This is a genomic window from Pseudomonas sp. MWU318, assembly GCF_016756945.1.
GTDB classification, from domain to species: Bacteria; Pseudomonadota; Gammaproteobacteria; order Pseudomonadales; family Pseudomonadaceae; genus Aquipseudomonas; species Aquipseudomonas putida_A.
The window spans coordinates 22,693-39,456 of record NZ_JAESJL010000005.1; the positions used below are offsets into that span (position 1 = coordinate 22,693).

Here is a 16,764-nt window from a genome sequence, read left to right on the forward strand (position 1 = left end):
ATGTTAAGTAGAACTGCCTCGGATCTGTACTGGATGTCGCGTTACCTGGAGCGGGCGGAAAACCTCGCACGGATGCTCGATATCAGCTATTCGCTGTCGCTGATGCCGCAGGACGGTCGCGGCGACGGTTTGCACGAACTGGCGATGCCGCTGTTGATCACCGGCACCCTCGACGATTACCTGGAGCGTCACGGCGAACTGCATGCCGAACGCCTGCTGCACTTCTTCGCCCTCGATGCGGCCAACCCGGCGAGCATCTACAGTTGCCTCGGCGCGGCGCGGGCCAGTGCGCATGCGGTGCGCGGGCGCATCACCGCGGACATGTGGGAGAACATCAACGCTACCTGGCTGGAAATTCGCGGCATTGCCGAGCAGGGCCTCAGTCGTTACGGCATGAGCCGTTTCTGCGAGTGGATCAAGGAGCGCTCGCATCTGTTCCGTGGCGCGTCCTACGGCACGATCATGCGCAACGATGCGTTCCGCTTCATTCGTCTGGGGACGTTCATCGAGCGTGCTGACAACACGCTGCGCCTGCTCGATGCGCGCTATGAAATGGCTGGCGATCAGGCCGAAGCTGTCAGCGATGGCACCGCCCACGCCTATTACCAGTGGAGTGCGCTGCTGCGAGCGCTGTCATCGTTCGAGGCCTACACCGAGATCTACCGCGACGCACCCGGCGCCCGGCATGTCGCCGAGCTGCTGCTGTTGCGCGCCGATGTACCGCGTTCGTTGCGTGCCTGCACCGAGGAAATCGACCAGATCCTCGCCCAGTTGCCCGGCGCCAATGGCCGTCCGGCACAACGCCTCGCCGCTGAGATGGACGCGCGGCTGCGTTACACCGGCATCAATGAAATCCTCGCCGAAGGCCTGCACGCCTGGCTCACCGAATTCATCCCGCTGGTGCGCCAGCTGGGCAACGCGATTCACAGTTCATACCTGGAGGCTGCATGAGACTTTCCATTAGCCACGAGACCACCTATCACTATGAAGATCAGGTGCGGGCGAGCATCCAGTATCTGCGCCTGACCCCGCACGACAGCGAGCGTCAGCACGTGTTGAGCTGGCAGCTCGACCTGCCGCGTCCGGTGCGCGCCCAGCTCGATCCGTTCGGCAACATCCTGCATGTGCTGACCATGGACGAACCGCACGAAGCGATCATTATCGGCGCCCGCGGCCAGGTCGATATCGACGAATCGCGCGAGGCCGAGCATGAGAGCCAGTCGGCGTTGCCGTTCCTGCGTTTCACCCGCCTGACCGAGGCCGACGAAGCGCTACGGGCGTTTGCCGACAAATCCTGCAAACAGCGGCGCGATCGCACTGCGCTGATCGACCTGATGCATGGTTTGAACCAGCACATCAGCTACACGCCGGGTTCGACTGAAGTCGACACCAGCGCCGCCGAAGCCTTTGCCGGGCGCGCCGGGGTTTGTCAGGATCACACCCATGCGTTTCTCGCCTGCGCGCGTAGCCTGGGGATTCCGTCGCGTTATGTGTCGGGTTATCTGTACAGCGAGGACGCCGAGCACCTGGCCAGTCATGCCTGGGCCGAAGCGTGGCTGGATGACGCCTGGTACAGCTTTGACGTGACCAACCAATTGGCCCGCCCGGAGCGGCACCTGAAACTGGCGGTAGGCCTGGATTATCTGGATGCCTGCCCGGTGCGCGGCATGCGTCGGGGCGGTGGTTGTGAGCAGATGCATGCGAAGGTGTTCGTGTCGCCGACACCAGTCATCTCCGTGCAACAACAGTAAACACCGTCCCCTGTAGGAGCTGCGGCACGCTGCGATCTTTTGATTCTGTTTTTTAAAATCAAGGTCAAAAGATCGCAGCGTGCCGCAGCTCCTACAGGAGGTTGTGTTGAACAAATAGTTTGTGAACAGATCAGGGCTTAATCTTGCGCCCAGCCATGTGCTGCAGATAACCGATCAGCAACTGCAAGTCCCCCTCCGGCAACACATCCGCCGAAAATCCCGGCATCTTCGCCTGCGGCCACTGGCGCAAACTCTGCGGATCGCGAATGTAGCGCTTGAGGAAGTCCGCGCCGAAATACTCGGTCGGGTTGTACGGAATATTCAAGTCCGGCCCGAACTGCGCATCTCCCGCACCGTTCAACCGGTGGCAGGCCAGGCAGTTCTTCTGGAACAGCGCAAAACCCTGATTCACCGGGTCATCCGCTTTCAGCTTGGGATCCGGCAACAGCGCCGGGAAGCGCTCGGCCACCGGCGCCATGCGCTTGATGCTTGCCACCTGAAACGGCCATTGCTCCGGGCTGATGTTGCCGGCCTGCGGGTCAGTCCATACCAGATAGAACGGCCCGGCACTGTGCTTGCCTTCGGACAGCGGCGGCCACGGCTGCGTCGGGTCCTCGATCGCCAGCCAGGCCTGCGCGCCTTTGCTGTTGAGCAACGGCGCAGCGGCCAGTTCGGCAGCAAACCCGTCCAGTGCCACCGCTTGCAGGTGATCGGCCGGTTTGATCCCGGTGAGCAGCGCCGCCACGGGCACGGCGCGATAAGTCATGTCTTTCTTGTAGGACACATCGTTCTTGATGGTCAGAGTTTGTGCTTGCGGATGCTTGAGCAACTCTTCGGTCTGCCAGGTGCGACTGTTCGCGCCCAGCTCCAGCGTGAGCTGCGCGGCAGACAAGGGCATGCTCAGCAGTAAGGCCCAGAACACAATGAGCGTTTTCAAATGATCGCCGTCCCTGTCGTGGAAGTGCGCAAAGGTTCGCACAGCCACGCTGGCCCGGGTAGCGGGCCAGTCACATTTTGTCTGGCGATAGCGGACGCCTGCCGCTTGAGTCAGCCAATCACCTTGGTCAGATTGGGCAAGATCAACAGCAGCGTGGTGGCGAAAAGAATGAGTCCTGCTTGACGAACTTTCGGTTGTTTGAACATGGCTTGACCGCCTTTATTGTTATTTCCTGATGTCTGCCTGCATATCCATGACGGCAAACGCTGCACTTCCTGTTGAAGAACGTCGGCCCCGGCAAAACCCGACGACCCTGACGTACATTTACTACCTTAGAGCCCGCGTCACGCTTGGCTTAGATCCATTTCATATGTATTTGCTGCCGTTTGCGATAAAAACGGCATGAGGCTTATTGCCAGCTTCTTCGCCGCCCGCTGGCTAGACAACTCGCTGACCTGAACCGGTTCACCTGAGGGTGGATGACCGTCCGTCTGAGCGTGCGCGTCAACGTCATTGAGCGCTGTGGTCATTGAATCCATGGGCGCTCGGGACAACAGTGACACCACGAAATTCACTCACCGCACAGGTTCGAGGACGTCATGACCCAAGCTTTGATTTTCGATGCGTTACGCACGCCCCGCGGCAAAGGCAAGGCCGATGGCGCGCTGCACAGCGTCAAACCGGTGAATCTGGTCGCCGGATTGCTGACGGCACTGCAAAGCCGCACGGCGCTGGACACCAGTCAGGTCGATGACGTGGTGCTCGGCTGTGTCACGCCGATTGGCGATCAGGGCTCGGACATTGCCAAGACCGCGGTGCAGGTGGCGGATTGGGACGTCAGCGTGGCGGGCGTGCAGATAAACCGCTTCTGCGCCTCGGGTCTGGAAGCGGTCAACCTCGGTGCGATGAAGGTGCGCTCGGGCTTCGAGGATCTGGTGGTGGTCGGTGGCGTCGAGTCGATGTCGCGGGTGCCGATGGGCAGCGACGGCGGCGCCTGGGCACTGGATCCGCAAACCAATCTGCACAGCCACTTCACCCCGCAGGGCGTTGGTGCGGACCTGATCGCCACCCTTGAGGGCTTCAGCCGTGAGGATGTCGATGCCTACGCGTTGCACTCGCAGCAAAAAGCTGCACGGGCGCGGGCCGACGGTTCGTTCAACAAGTCGCTGGTGCCGGTGCAGGATCAGAACGGCATCATCCTGCTCGATCACGACGAATTCATTCGCGCCGAATCGACGATGGAAGGCCTGGGCAAACTCAAGCCGAGTTTCGAGATGATCGGCCAGATGGGCTTCGACGCCACGGCGCTGCGGGTATACAGCCACGTCGAGCGGATCAACCACGTGCACACGCCGGGCAACAGCTCCGGGATCGTTGACGGTGCGGCGCTGATGTTGATCGGCTCCGAAGCCAAGGGTCGTGCGCTCGGCCTGCAACCACGGGCCCGGATTGTCGCCACGGCGGTCACCAGCACTGACCCGACCATCATGCTCACCGGCCCGGCACCGGCCACCCGCAAGGCCTTGGCCAAGGCGGGTTTGCGCGTGGAAGACATCGACCTGTTCGAGGTCAACGAGGCGTTTGCCTCGGTGGTGTTGAAGTTCATCAAGGACATGGCGGTGGACCCGGACAAAGTCAACGTCAACGGCGGCTCGATCGCCATGGGGCATCCGCTGGGCGCGACCGGTTGCGCGATCCTCGGCACCTTGCTCGATGAACTGGAAGCCCGGCGCCTGCGCTACGGCCTGGCGACGCTGTGCGTCGGCGGCGGCATGGGCATTGCCACCATCATCGAACGCCTCTGAGCCCTGAATTCAAGGAACCTTGTTATGAGCGAAGCCATTCGTTACGAAAAAGGCCAGGACGCCATCGTCGTGTTGACCATCGACATGCCGGGCCAGAGCGCCAACACCATGAACGCCGTGTACCGCCAGGCCATGGGCGCCTGCGTTGCGCGGCTAGTGGCGGAAAAAGACAGCATCGCCGGGGTGATCATCACCTCGGCGAAGAAAGCCTTCTTTGCCGGCGGCGACCTCAATGAGCTGATCAAGGTCGGCAAACCCGAGGCCAAAGCGTTCTATGACATGGTGCTGAGCCTCAAGGGGCAGTTGCGCACCCTGGAAACCCTCGGCAAACCGGTGGTCGCGGCGATCAACGGCGCCGCGCTCGGCGGTGGCTGGGAAATCTGTCTGGCCTGCCATCACCGGGTAGCGCTGGACGATGCGATGGTGCAACTCGGTCTGCCTGAAGTGACGCTGGGCCTGCTGCCGGGCGGTGGCGGGGTGGTGCGCATGGTGCGTATGCTCGGCATCGAAAAAGCCTTGCCGTACTTGCTCGAAGGCAAAAAGGTGCGCCCGCAACAGGCATTGCAGGCCGGTCTGATCGATGAACTGGCGGTGGATCGTGACGAGTTGCTGGCCAAGGCGCGCGCCTGGATTGTCGCCAACCCGAGCGCGGTGCAGCGTTGGGACGTGAAGGGCTATCAGATCCCCGGCGGCACACCGTCGAATCCGAAAGTCGCGCAGATGCTGGCGATAGCGCCGTCGATCCTGCGCAGCAAGACTCAGGGCACGCTGCCGGCGCCAGAGAAGATTCTGTGTGCGGCGGTGGAAGGCGCGCAGGTCGATTTTGACACCGCGCACCTGATCGAAACCCGTTACTTCACCGAACTGACCACCGGGCAGATCTCGAAAAACCTGATCGGCACCTTCTGGTTCCAGCTCAATGAGATCAATGCCGGTGGCTCGCGTCCGCAAGGGTTTGCGCCGTATGTCACGCGCAAGGTCGGTGTGCTCGGTGCGGGCATGATGGGCGCCGGGATCGCCTTCGTCAGTGCCTCGGCTGGTATCGATGTGGTGCTCAAGGACATCAACCTGGCGGCGGCCGAGAAGGGCAAGGCCCATTCGGCGGCGCTGCTGGACAAGAAAGTCGCCCGTGGCCAGATGACGGTCGAAAAGCGCGAAGCGGTGCTGGCGCGGATTCACATCACTGAAAATGATGCGGATCTGGCGGGTTGTGATCTGATCATCGAGGCGGTGTTCGAGGATCGCGAACTCAAGGCCAAGGTCTCGTCGGCAGCGCAAAAAATTGTCGGTTCTGACGCGGTGATTGCCTCCAACACTTCAACGTTGCCGATCACCGGACTGGCGACCGCAGTACCCGATCAGAGCAAGTTCATCGGTCTGCACTTCTTCAGCCCGGTGGACAAAATGCCGCTGGTGGAAATCATCAAAGGTGCGCAGACCAGCGCGGAAACCCTGGCGCGCGGTTTCGACTTTGTTCTGCAAATCAAGAAAACCCCGATCGTGGTCAACGACAGTCGCGGCTTCTTTACCTCGCGGGTGTTCGGCACCTTCACCAATGAAGGCATCGCCATGCTCGGCGAAGGCGTGAGCGCACCGATGATCGAGACTGAAGCGCGCAAGGCCGGAATGCCGGTCGGGCCGCTGGCGATCTCCGACGAAGTTTCCCTCAGCCTGATGAGCCATATCCGTCAGCAAACGGCCAAAGACCTGCAAGCGGAAGGGAAGCCGCTGACAGATCATCCGGCGTTCGCTGTGATTGACTTGCTGCTCAACGAATACAAGCGCCCGGGCAAAGCCGCTGGCGGTGGCTTCTACGATTACCCGGCGGGTGGTCAGAAGCATCTGTGGCCGGAGTTGAAGACGCGCTTCGAGAAGGCCGACGGGCAGATTTCGCCGAAGGATGTGCGTGATCGTCTGCTGTTCGTGCAGGCCCTGGAAACCGTGCGCTGCGTGGAGGAGGGCGTGCTCACCTCGACGGCGGATGCCAACGTCGGCTCGATCTTCGGCATCGGATTTGCGCCGTGGACCGGCGGCGCCTTGCAGTTCATTAATCAGTACGGGGTGCAGGACTTCGTCGCACGCGCGCAGTATCTGGCCGAGCAGTACGGCGAGCGCTTTGCGCCACCGGCCCTGCTGCTGGAAAAAGCCGCGAAAGGCGAGCTGTTTTAAGTGATCGGCTGAACGCTGCGGGGCTTGCCTTGCCGGGGTGTTTCAAGGCAGGCTCTGGGGTGTTCATTATTCCCATCACGTGTCAGGTATTTTTTATGTCGCTACGCATCTGCATTCTGGAAACCGACATCCTGCGTCCGGAACTGGTCGATCAATATCAGGGTTACGGGCAGATGTTTCAGCGCCTGTTCTCGCAGCAACCGATTGCCGCCGAGTTCACCGTGTACAACGTGATGCAGGGCGAATACCCCAGCGACGACCTGACCTTCGATGCGTACCTGATCACCGGCAGCAAGGCCGATTCGTTCGGCACCGACCCGTGGATCCAGACCCTCAAGCAATACCTGCTGACCCGCTACGAGCGCGGCGACAAGCTGCTCGGCGTGTGCTTCGGCCATCAATTGCTGGCGCTGTTGCTCGGTGGCAAGAGCGAGCGCGCCAGCCAGGGCTGGGGCGTCGGCACCCACAGCTACAAACTCGCGGCCAAGGCGCCGTGGATGAGCCCGGTGCGTGAAGAGCTGACGCTGCTGATCAGCCACCAGGATCAGGTCACCGCACTGCCGGAAAACGCCACGGTTATTGCCTCCAGCGATTTCTGTCCGTTTGCCGCGTACCACATCAACGATCAGGTGCTGTGCTTCCAGGGCCACCCGGAATTCATTCACGACTATTCGCGAGCGCTGCTGGATCTGCGCCAGGACGCGCTGGGTTCGCAGATCTACTCGAAAGGCGTGGCCAGCCTGGAGCAGGAGCACCATGGCACCACCGTGGCGGAATGGATGATGCGGTTTGTGGCGCACAAGCCTGAGGCTGCTTAATAGCAGATCAAAAGATCGCAGCCTGCGGCAGCTCCTACATCGGGGTGGTGTACACCCTGTAGGAGCTGCCGCAGGCTGCGATCTTTTGCTTTTGCTTCCCTACAACCACCCCGACCTCTTGAAACTCGCCCACAAACTCACACACCCCACCGTAATAAACCCCAACACAGCGAAATAGCCGTAGTGCCAGCTCAGCTCCGGCATGTTCTGGAAGTTCATCCCGTAAATCCCCGCCACCGCGGTCGGGAACGCCAGAATCGCCGCCCACGCGGCAAACTTGCGTTGCACCACGCTCTGCCGTGACGCCTCGAGCAGCACGCCGATTTCGATGGTCTGGCTGGCGATGTCGGCCAGGGTGGTCAGGTCCTCCATCTGCCGCGTGACATGGATTTGCACATCGCGGAAGTACGGGCGCATGTTCTTGTCGATGAACGGGAAGCTCAGCTTCTGCAGCTCCTCGCCAATCTCCACCATCGGCGCTGCATAGCGGCGCAGGCGCAACACGTCGCGGCGCAGACCGTGGAGTTTCTGAATGTCATGCTCGTTCAACGCACTGCACAGCACGTTGCGCTCCAGTTCATCGATCTCGGCATGAATCGCTTCGCCCACCGGTTGGTAGTTTTCTATGACGAAATCCAGCAGCGCATACAGGACGAAATCTTCGCCGTGCTCCAGCAACAGCGGCCGCGCCTCACAGCGTTGGCGGACATGCGCGTAGGACGCCGAGTGGCCGTTGCGGGCGGTGATGATGTAGCCCTTGCCGGCGAAGATGTGTGTTTCGATGAACTGCAAGATCCCATGTTCGCGGATTGGCGAGTAGGTGACGATAAACAAGGCGTCACCAAAGGTTTCCAGCTTCGGCCGGCTGTGTTTTTCCAGGGCGTCTTCAATGGCCAGTTCGTGCAGGTTGAACTGGCGCTGCAGATTGGCCAGCTCCTGAGCGTCCGGCTCTTCCAGGCCGATCCAGACAAAATGTCCGGTTTTTGCGGCCCAGGCGGCACCTTCGTCAAGCGTGATATTGGTGACTTTCTTACCGGCGCTGTAAACCGCAGCAGCAACAACTCGACCCATGGTAGTGGTTCACTTCTTCTTGGCAGATGGCAGGGAATACAAGGCTTCAGCTTAGCTGTGTCGCTGCTTGAGAGTCAGTGAAATCTGTACAGTTCACCCGGCAAAAGAAAACCCGCACAAGGCGGGTTTTTTTCACGCAGCCTGCAGCTGCTGATCCATCGCGGCGATGCATTCGCGCATCTGCTCGCGGCACTGGGACATGAGCATGGGCATGTCATCCATGGTCAGCCCGGCTGTAGGAATCGCCGGCAGCGAGCGTATGAGAATTTTCCCGCTGCGCCAGCGGTTCAGGCGCATGTGCTTGATGTAGCTGCTGACGCACACCGGCACGATCGGCACACCGGCGGCGATCGCCATCTGGAACGCGCCTTTCTTGAACGGCAGCAGTTCTTCACCGAGGTTGCGCGTGCCCTCCGGGAATACCCAGATCGACGTGTCTTCGTGCTGCAAGGTGTGGGTGGTGGTGAGCATCGACTTGCGCGCCTTGTGCGCGTTCCCGCGATCGATCAACACGTTGCCCGCGAGCCAGAACAGTTGCCCGAACAGCGGCACCCATTTCAGGCTCTTCTTGCCGATGCATACGGTACGCCGAGGCACCACGTTGCCGAACACGAACAGGTCATAGTTGGACTGATGGTTGGCAACGATCACGCAGCTATCGGGCTTATTCATCAACGGACCGACGTCGGCCTTCACCCGCAAACGTAGGATGCACATGGCCGGAAGGGCGTAGAGGCGGGCGCACAGTCGGCTGTTGTCCGGATTGAACGGACGGCACAGCCCGACGATCACCCCCAACACGCCGGCCAGAATAAAGTGCAGGCCCATCAATAACATACGAAACACAAACAGCATTTTCAGGCCCCACCGGGACAAAAGGTGGCGCAGTGTACGGATGTGCACTGTTTTCGGCAATTGCTGCTATAGAGTCCGGAGATAGGCGATGTTTAAGCGCATGTTTCCGAGTTGATTGTCAGACCCGAGCTAGAGCAGTCGACGCTCGATCAATCGAACGCGCAAGAAAAAGCCCGACACGACGGTCGGGCTTTTCTTTGGCTCGGGAAGCGCGGGCTTAGCCCAGATGTTCCTGGTCCTGGATGATCGCGTTGTCGAGGGCTTCGAGCAGCGCCTTGCGCACTTTGAGCTTGGTGTTCTTGTGCGCGTTCATGTTGATCTTCTTCAGCTGACGCGCTGCTGCCAGGGCTGCGCCTTGCAGCTCCTCGGCAGCCACCACCTTGTCGAGGAAACCGGCATCCACCGCGCTTTTCGGATCAAACATCTCGCCGTTGATCACCGAACGGTGGAACGCCGAACGACGCAGGCGATCACGCGCCAGCTCGATGCCGGCGTGGTGCATGGTCATGCCGATCTGCACTTCGTTCAGGCCAATGCTGAACGGGCCGTCCACGCCGATGCGGTAGTCGGCGGACAGCAGCAGGAACGCACCTTTGGCCACGGCGTGGCCAGGGCAGGCAACGATCACCGGGAACGGGTGGGAGAGCAGGCGACGGGCGAGTGTCGAACCCGCAGTCACCAGCGCCACGGCTTCTTTAGGCCCGGCGGTCATCACCTTCAAGTCATAGCCGCCAGACAGAATCCCCGGCTGACCGGTAATGATCACGATGGCACGATCAGTCTTCGCCTGATCCAGCGCCGCGTTGAACGCCGCAATCACGTCCGGGGAAATGGCATTGACCTTGCCGTTGTTCAAGGTCAGGGTCGCGATACCGTCTTCGAGGTGGTAGGCAATCAACTCACTCATGACGCTATTCCTTGTAAGAAAGATGGGCAGACGTTACCCACCGCCGTAGGCCAGGTAAAGCACTGTGACTGACTCGTCGGTCACCGTTTCCGGCTGCGCCCGGCGTAGCACACCGTTCTGCTTCTATATAGAAGGGCGGCCGTCACCAGAGATTGGCCGGTTTGCCATCGCCCAAGGTGGGGCGAAATGCCTTTTTGTCTTAACCGCATGAAAATTCTGAAAAAAAGTTTGCCATCAGAAAAGCTTTCGACTACATTAGCGCGCCTCGACAGACAGAACATGTTTGAAGAGATACGGTGAAGTGTCCGAGTGGCTTAAGGAGCACGCCTGGAAAGTGTGTATACAGGAAACTGTATCGAGAGTTCGAATCTCTCCTTCACCGCCACATTCAGTAAACGCAAACCCCTGATTTTCCTAGAGAAAGTCGGGGTTTTGTGGTTTTTGGCGTCTGAAAAAGGGCGATATGGGACTGATATGGGACTGGACATTGATGCTGTTTCAATAAAGCTGCAATGAATTCTGGGTACCACCGATCCTCATCTACAATTTCTTTACCTTTGAAAGGAGTTAGAGCGATGCGAATCAGTGATGCGACAGAGGTGGTGGAGGAGCTGGGTGCGGAGCATGCCAATCGACGTCTGGCTGAGCGGTGGAAGCTTTTAGCGATCGCACCCTGGTACGATCATGTAAACACTCAAGCAGTGGCTTGCTATGTGCTGGGCAAACCAGCCCCCGAGCCTCAAATGGCAAAGAACATCAAGATGACCTTTCTGAGCTAGGACTTACGTGCGGGGCCACGATTAATCGACGGTCATAATTAATCTGGTTGGGGGGCTAGCCTTGGCCAATATTCTGGCAATTGTGGACAGATGCTTTCAGCTCTTAGGAACTGGATAGGGAGCTGTAATGCGACCATCTTCGTATTTTTCATCCTGGAGAGCTTTTAAGCATAAATTGCAGCTCACCAGAATGCATCTTCAGATGAATTTTTAAGCGCTTTTTCACCAGTCGTCGGCAATGCCGAGTTCTCTTCGCGTGATCGCCTCTCTGAACGCAGTTACAGCGTCGCTGCTTCGCTGGTCGTATTTTTCTAAGTCGATATTTTTTATTTTTTCTTCTAAGTATGGGATTTCAATGAATGCTTCAATGTTCTCAAGTTTTATGTGGTGCTTGATTGTGCTTGAGTAGTCGCCAAAAACATACGAAGAAACTTTGGTTGAAAAACCTTTTAATAGGAGTACGCTCCCTTCTTCGCTTTGTGTTTGAGTTTTCAACCATTCTACGACTTTATTTTTATCTCCCCAGCGGGCCCATCTATACAGGAAAGATACCAGATGTTCATTGTGAAACAGTTTGTTTGGGCTGTTTTTCGCCATGTGATCTAGTTTCTTTACGAATTCTTTCTTTAACTCGATAAAATCATTATCAAGAAGTATCACGTCAGCATCTGATTTTGTTCGGCGGTTCTCCTCCGATTGCAGTATGTGCTCAGTAATGGAGAGCCCCTCCGTTCCCTTAAAGCAGCTGAGTAAAAGCGCTCCTCTATCTCCGACGCTATCAATTCGGCGAAGAAATGAAACAACCAATCGAACCAAGTGAGTATTGGAGCTAAATGCGGTGTATCCGGCTGCTTCGTGATCGACGTCGTCGCCGATGTCAAGAATGGCTTTGATATACGCATATCCGTCATTTATAGGGATCTGCTCGGAGAAGGTTTCGAATTGTGCCAAGGCGTTCTTTAAAATTCCTTGCTCTTTTAATGTTAGAATATAAGTGGTGAATGATTCGGGCGATGAAGTCAGAGAGAGCATTTCTTGTAAATCTGAGTTTGATAGCTCTCCATCAGGCATTGCGAACTGGAAATATTTATTAAAGTTTGTGCTGTGGCATATTCTCATTTCACGATGCCAGGTGCTTAGATGCTCTCCAGAATATTCAGCGCCACCTAAAGCCCACTCAATTGTAGGGAACAGATGCTTGATCAGTTTCTCAACATTGTCTCTCGTGGATTTATGTGACTTCTCCAATATTCCAGTGATTAAATTTGTAGTTGGTTCTTTTTTGTCATATTTTCCCAATCCATTTTTTGTAAGGATGTCTTTGGAGCGGGCTAGCTCATCATATACGTCAGGTTCAAAAATTCTTAAACACTCAATAACGAATAGGTCAATAGGGTTTACTTCAAATGTAGTTCTTCCCTTTAATAGTGAGAAGTGGAAGGAGAGTGTCGATGTGTATCGGTAGATATTTCGAAGGTTGTCGAAGTATAAATTTAGACCGGAGTGAAAAATATTGCCCCATCGTCCGGCGTCGAACATTTTCAATGCGGATTTATCACTGTTTAGGATGATGTCAAGCTTGCTGAATAAGACATTCTGAAGGCGCGTTGTTTCTATTTTTGGTATATCGAAAGGCACTTGGATAATTTTTTCCAAATATTCCCTGCCGAGATGCTTTCCGTTTGTCAGTTTTTCTTCAACTAAGTCGCGCTGAAAAAGTAGAAGGAATACTACATTTGGAAATTCAAGGTTTGCCTTGATTAGTTGAAAAACCATTTGTAATTGTTCGGAAGTCAGGCGGTCCAAATCATCCATTACGATAATTAATGAGGATTTTCTCGCTGATAGCAACTTGGTGAGCTCTTTCCTGATATCGTCAAGGCTTTGCTTTTTCTCGTTCGCTGATGCATCTACGTTGCCGCTTATCTTTTCAAGAAGACCTTTTCCCCATTTCAACGCTCCCGCGCACACTGCCATCACTGCAATGATAGATGCGGTTGTTGTTTTTACCCACATGACGTCCGAGAAGCTTCCACCTAGACCTGCCAAGGTTGCGACTATGAATAAAGTTGGTAATGCAGCAGAGAAGCCTGTAATCACCGCTTCCCCAGTGTTAAGATGATTACCATATTTTTTTAGGGTTTTAGCTAGCTTTTTTCCTTCAGCTGTTGGGTCTTTTCGTCCTATTGATTTTGATATTTCTTGAAAAAAAGATGCGGTGATTTTTTCCTGTGCAGCCCATTCCCATGGTGAAAACTCAATGACGCTAGGAGAGTTTTTTTCAATGTGTTCTAGTCGAGAAATGGCCATATTTTTAATGGATGTTTTACCCGACCCCCAGTCTCCATGTAATGCTACTACCAAACTATCTCTTCCGTGCCAACTAGATAGTGCATTTGCTAGGCTGTTCGAAAAATCTGCCCGTCCCAATAAATCATTTTCTGCTTTTGAAATCGGTCTATCGGCTGCAAATCCATATGAGTCAGTTAAGTCCATTTATATTCTCCATCGTTAGGGTCATGTGATTCTAGGATAATACTCTTCCGCTGGGATGAAATAGTTGGCGTAATCTCAGCTTCACACCACCTCCCATTCCGGCGCTTTAGGCCGCTAGCTAGATGCACTGCATTGCCACGAACTTTAAAGCTTCAGTGCTATCTGCAGCAATCCTACAACATCGGGTCCATCCTTATTAATCCAAGTCCCATAATGCTGACGAATCATGTTCCCGTTGGTATGCCCCATCTGCTCAGCAATCCAGTCAATCGAAGCCACTCCCGTTGTCAGCAACTGGCTGGCATAAGAATGCCGACACTGACCAGGCCCCCGATAACGAACCCCGGCTGCGTTCAAATGAGCCTTAAAAAACCGATCACGCACTACGAAATCGCTCACATGCGGCAGACCGCTTTTGGTGTTCAAAAAGACGAAGTGCAGCTTGTGCTGCCGGACCGTCTTGTTGTCTCGCTCAACGATATCGACCATTTGCGCTTTTTTGGTCGGGTTCATCGCATCAATCTTGCGCAGCGCATCCCACGCAGGCTCTAGGAGGCGTACCTTCCGAGTTGAGCGCCGGGTTTTAGTAACGCGGTAAGCCCCGCGTACCTTGGATCGACGAAATGTCACCGTTCCTTTCTGCAGATCGACATCTTCCCAAGCCAGCGCGATAGTCTCCGAAATCCGAGGCCCAGCCCAAATCATGAACTGAATCATCAACAGCTCTTGGCCTACTCCGGCAACTTGAGCCAGCATCGCGCAACCGGCTCGCCCGCAGCCTCGGCCAGACGTTGCGCCATAGTCAACAGCAACGAATCGTTGCCCAGCGCAATCCGGATGGCAGCAAGTACGCGCCGCGCAGACAGAGCAATCTGCGCGGCAACAAGGGCGGGTGAAGCGAAAGGTTCAGATGTTCCAGAAGCTGCACACAGCGCGCTTTTTAAAGGTTCAAGGTGACGGCAGCGCTATCAGCATTGGTTTCAAAGGCCGAATTGCGCGTATTGCAAGGGTTCATCAGTACGGTTTGAAAGATAAAGCGGAGCGCGGCGCCCCAGACGTGCGCTATGAACGTCGAGAGGTGCTAGGTTTCACTAATGCCGAATTAGACCAAACCCGCGATAGCTTGTTATTGCAACTGACTCAATGAAATGCGTTGCAGGAATCCATGATATCATTGAGCCACCCCTATTTACCCTGCCATGGATTGTTTAAAAAATGAAACGAAGCTTCAACGTTCGAATTTGCATTTTGATGATCGCTGCATTTTGTGTACTGTTTTTTGGAGTAGCTATAGCTGGTATTTACAATTTCCCGCGAACTGCGACCTATGCGGCATTTGGGAGTTGCTTTGTATTATTCTTAACATTTCTAGATATGAGGCAAGATCGCGTACTGAAGGGATTTTTTTTGATAGCAGCTGGAGTGCTTTATCAAATCGTCTATCCGAAATTCTTCTATATTTTCGTAACAAAATCACTCATGCCAGCTGATGCCATTGACCACTTCGAAATTTTTGGTCAGGTCATTTCATTAGCGTGCGCTGGAGCCGGCGGTAGCATTATCGCTGTCTACGCAGACAAAACCTCCAGCGACAACGAAGTGGTTTTACCTAATAGCCCAGCAGCAACAAAGAAACCCGTTATAGAAAAAACAGTAATCGACAACACAAAACACATCGAACAACTAATAAAAAACACAGCAATCTTGAGTAAAAAAATCAATATCATGATAGCTACATCAGTCATAACTATTACCGCAACGACAGCAACGTTTATAGTCTCGCTAATGCGATAAACCCCAAGACTCTCAAATGGCCCCAGCAATGGCGCCATTTGAGCTCACATCCGACTCAGAACCGAATATTTAGAGTTCGGATGAAAAAACTTTATCCAGATGACAATTAGCAGATATTATTTATTTGGCTAGAATCAGGCTCCTTATTGAGCAGATACAAACGGAAAATTGGTAATTACATCATCAGCTAGACGATATATATCAGTGTATCCATGAACCCGAGCAAGCTTAGGTTCCCAGTATCGTCCATGAGCTAACCAATGCCTAAATGCTAAAGCTCCTTTTAGCTCCCTAACATACACGATGGATGATGGAGCATATCGTTTCCATGCATCCAAAAGATCGTCAAAGCCTATTTTGTTTTTATGACGACCATACAGCTTCATGTAAGCCCGACTTAGTGGATCTTTCAGCTTAGAATCCACTCGCTGCAAATAATCCAATCGAAATTTTGCTTCCAATGAGGCTAATATTGTTAAACATATCGATATTTCCAACTCCCGCTGCGCTTTTCGATAATCGCTTAAAATTTGAGCTGGCATTGAAAAAGCATGACGACTTAGAAACGACGGACTGTCTTCCGCGTAAAATATCGTCATAGAGGAACTAACCACATCATAATGGTCGGCAATCTCAGAAAGTTCGAGATTCAGTCCAGAGGGAGTGAATCCAATCCGTTTCATTGCGCTAGACTCATCAATAAATTCAAGAACTTATCGGCATTTAATTCGGTGTATTTATATGGAGGCCTATTTGAAACTATTTTCCATTCCCACGGCTCCAATTTTTCAAGCGCCTCCTCTCTTGACTTCGAGTCGGTAACAACTTGTTTAGAACCGTCATCTATGGTCACTTTCACGCTGATGCGAGGACCATTCCCTCGAACTAAAGCGAGCATGGCTCTTCCCGTAGGGCCAATCAGATCAACTCTACCTTTTGAACCAATCAGCATAGTCCCAATCGGGTTAAATATAAACTTAGCATTACCCACAAGAAGCCTAGCACTATTGACTACATACGTTCCTAGAGACTCTTCCATTATTGATATAGGAGCAAAAACGAGTTGAACGGCTCCCTCATCTCCATACGGAGAAACAAACCCCTCAATTGTCCTATAGAGTTGATCCAGATAGTTTATCCATTCGTCAATCTCCTTCTCAGGATCGAATTTCGCACTTTCAACGACGTCGGAATGTTTGCTTACAAACTCCGAAAACGATTTGTTTTTTTTCATGAGAACCGTCCACCAATTAATCTAACATCAAGAATCTTTAGTCTCTATCCGAGTGACTATTCGCTAAAAACCTACCATCTCGAAAGGGATACACCAAAAAAATCATTATGTCATATTAGAACGAGTCCAAATTTCAGCGTTTCTCGTT

14 protein-coding genes, 1 tRNA gene and 2 pseudogenes are annotated in these 16,764 nt (G+C 54.5%); 9 read left to right on the plus strand and 8 right to left on the minus strand.

The genetic code is table 11. The features are described 5' to 3' along the window. Positions 1-951: an alpha-E domain-containing protein gene (locus tag JN524_RS13460; protein WP_027613321.1), complete on the plus strand. Its 951-nt coding sequence runs from the start codon at positions 1-3 to the stop codon at positions 949-951. Beyond that, entirely contained in the window at positions 948-1,751 is an 804-nt protein-coding gene (locus JN524_RS13465; protein WP_202369631.1) for a transglutaminase family protein, read from the plus strand. The genes JN524_RS13460 and JN524_RS13465 overlap by 4 nt, the downstream gene beginning before the upstream one ends. A 130-nt stretch (positions 1,752-1,881) precedes the next feature. On the opposite strand, the gene JN524_RS13470 is transcribed toward JN524_RS13465, so the two are convergent. Continuing rightward, a complete protein-coding gene (locus JN524_RS13470; RefSeq protein WP_202369874.1) occupies positions 1,882-2,649 on the minus strand; it encodes a c-type cytochrome in 768 nt (255 codons plus the stop codon). Positions 2,650-3,287: 638 nt separating this feature from the next. Between JN524_RS13470 and JN524_RS13475 the strand changes: the two genes are divergently transcribed. The 3 genes from JN524_RS13475 (at position 3,288) to JN524_RS13485 (ending at position 7,480) form a co-directional block, all read left to right on the plus strand. After that, a complete protein-coding gene (locus JN524_RS13475) occupies positions 3,288-4,493 on the plus strand; it encodes an acetyl-CoA C-acetyltransferase (RefSeq protein WP_150369867.1) in 1,206 nt (401 codons plus the stop codon). A 24-nt stretch (positions 4,494-4,517) separates the two neighbouring features. Beyond that, the gene (locus tag JN524_RS13480; RefSeq protein WP_202369632.1) at positions 4,518-6,662 is read left to right on the plus strand and encodes a 3-hydroxyacyl-CoA dehydrogenase NAD-binding domain-containing protein; all 2,145 of its coding nucleotides are present in this window, start codon (positions 4,518-4,520) and stop codon (positions 6,660-6,662) included. A gap of 95 nt (positions 6,663-6,757) precedes the next feature. Continuing rightward, positions 6,758-7,480 carry an amidotransferase gene (locus JN524_RS13485; RefSeq protein WP_202369633.1) on the plus strand — a complete coding sequence of 241 codons (723 nt, stop codon included), beginning with the start codon at positions 6,758-6,760 and terminating at the stop codon, positions 7,478-7,480. Between the two features lie 99 nt (positions 7,481-7,579). On the opposite strand, the gene JN524_RS13490 is transcribed toward JN524_RS13485, so the two are convergent. The 3 genes from JN524_RS13490 to JN524_RS13500 form a co-directional block, all read right to left on the minus strand. After that, positions 7,580-8,551 (minus strand): magnesium and cobalt transport protein CorA, encoded by a 972-nt coding sequence (locus JN524_RS13490; RefSeq protein ID WP_027613314.1) that lies wholly within the window; start codon positions 8,549-8,551, stop codon positions 7,580-7,582. A 132-nt stretch (positions 8,552-8,683) separates the two neighbouring features. After that, on the minus strand, positions 8,684-9,406 hold the full coding sequence (locus JN524_RS13495; protein WP_202369634.1) for a 1-acylglycerol-3-phosphate O-acyltransferase: 723 nt from the start codon (positions 9,404-9,406) through the stop codon (positions 8,684-8,686). Positions 9,407-9,623: 217 nt separating this feature from the next. After that, positions 9,624-10,313 carry a crotonase/enoyl-CoA hydratase family protein gene (locus tag JN524_RS13500; protein WP_064586733.1) on the minus strand — a complete coding sequence of 230 codons (690 nt, stop codon included), beginning with the start codon at positions 10,311-10,313 and terminating at the stop codon, positions 9,624-9,626. A gap of 295 nt (positions 10,314-10,608) precedes the next feature. On the opposite strand from JN524_RS13500, the gene JN524_RS13505 reads away from it, so the two are divergent. Both JN524_RS13505 and JN524_RS13510 read left to right on the plus strand, forming a co-directional pair. Continuing rightward, positions 10,609-10,698, plus strand: a tRNA-Ser gene (locus JN524_RS13505). A gap of 190 nt (positions 10,699-10,888) precedes the next feature. Further along, positions 10,889-11,092 (plus strand): hypothetical protein, encoded by a 204-nt coding sequence (locus tag JN524_RS13510; RefSeq protein ID WP_202369635.1) that lies wholly within the window; start codon positions 10,889-10,891, stop codon positions 11,090-11,092. Positions 11,093-11,314: 222 nt separating this feature from the next. On the opposite strand, the gene JN524_RS13515 is transcribed toward JN524_RS13510, so the two are convergent. Together JN524_RS13515 and JN524_RS13520 are read right to left on the minus strand one after the other, a co-directional pair. After that, the gene (locus JN524_RS13515; RefSeq protein ID WP_202369636.1) at positions 11,315-13,588 is read right to left on the minus strand and encodes a KAP family P-loop NTPase fold protein; all 2,274 of its coding nucleotides are present in this window, start codon (positions 13,586-13,588) and stop codon (positions 11,315-11,317) included. A 144-nt stretch (positions 13,589-13,732) separates the two neighbouring features. Further along, positions 13,733-14,314, minus strand: a pseudogene (locus JN524_RS13520) (site-specific integrase); the annotation flags it as partial. Between the two features lie 62 nt (positions 14,315-14,376). Here JN524_RS13520 and JN524_RS13525 point away from each other — a divergent pair. Further along, positions 14,377-14,735, plus strand: a pseudogene (locus JN524_RS13525) (phage virion morphogenesis protein); the annotation flags it as partial. Positions 14,736-14,803: 68 nt separating this feature from the next. Further along, positions 14,804-15,382, plus strand: a complete 579-nt coding sequence (locus JN524_RS13530) for a hypothetical protein (RefSeq protein WP_202369637.1) — start codon at positions 14,804-14,806, stop codon at positions 15,380-15,382. A 143-nt stretch (positions 15,383-15,525) separates the two neighbouring features. Here the strand turns inward: JN524_RS13530 and JN524_RS13535 are convergent, their stop codons facing one another. Together JN524_RS13535 and JN524_RS13540 are read right to left on the minus strand one after the other, a co-directional pair. Continuing rightward, entirely contained in the window at positions 15,526-16,065 is a 540-nt protein-coding gene (locus JN524_RS13535) for a hypothetical protein (RefSeq protein WP_202369638.1), read from the minus strand. After that, positions 16,062-16,616 carry a hypothetical protein gene (locus JN524_RS13540; protein ID WP_202369639.1) on the minus strand — a complete coding sequence of 185 codons (555 nt, stop codon included), beginning with the start codon at positions 16,614-16,616 and terminating at the stop codon, positions 16,062-16,064. Before JN524_RS13540 ends, JN524_RS13535 begins: the two co-directional genes overlap by 4 nt. Between the last annotated feature and the right edge of the window lie 148 nt (positions 16,617-16,764).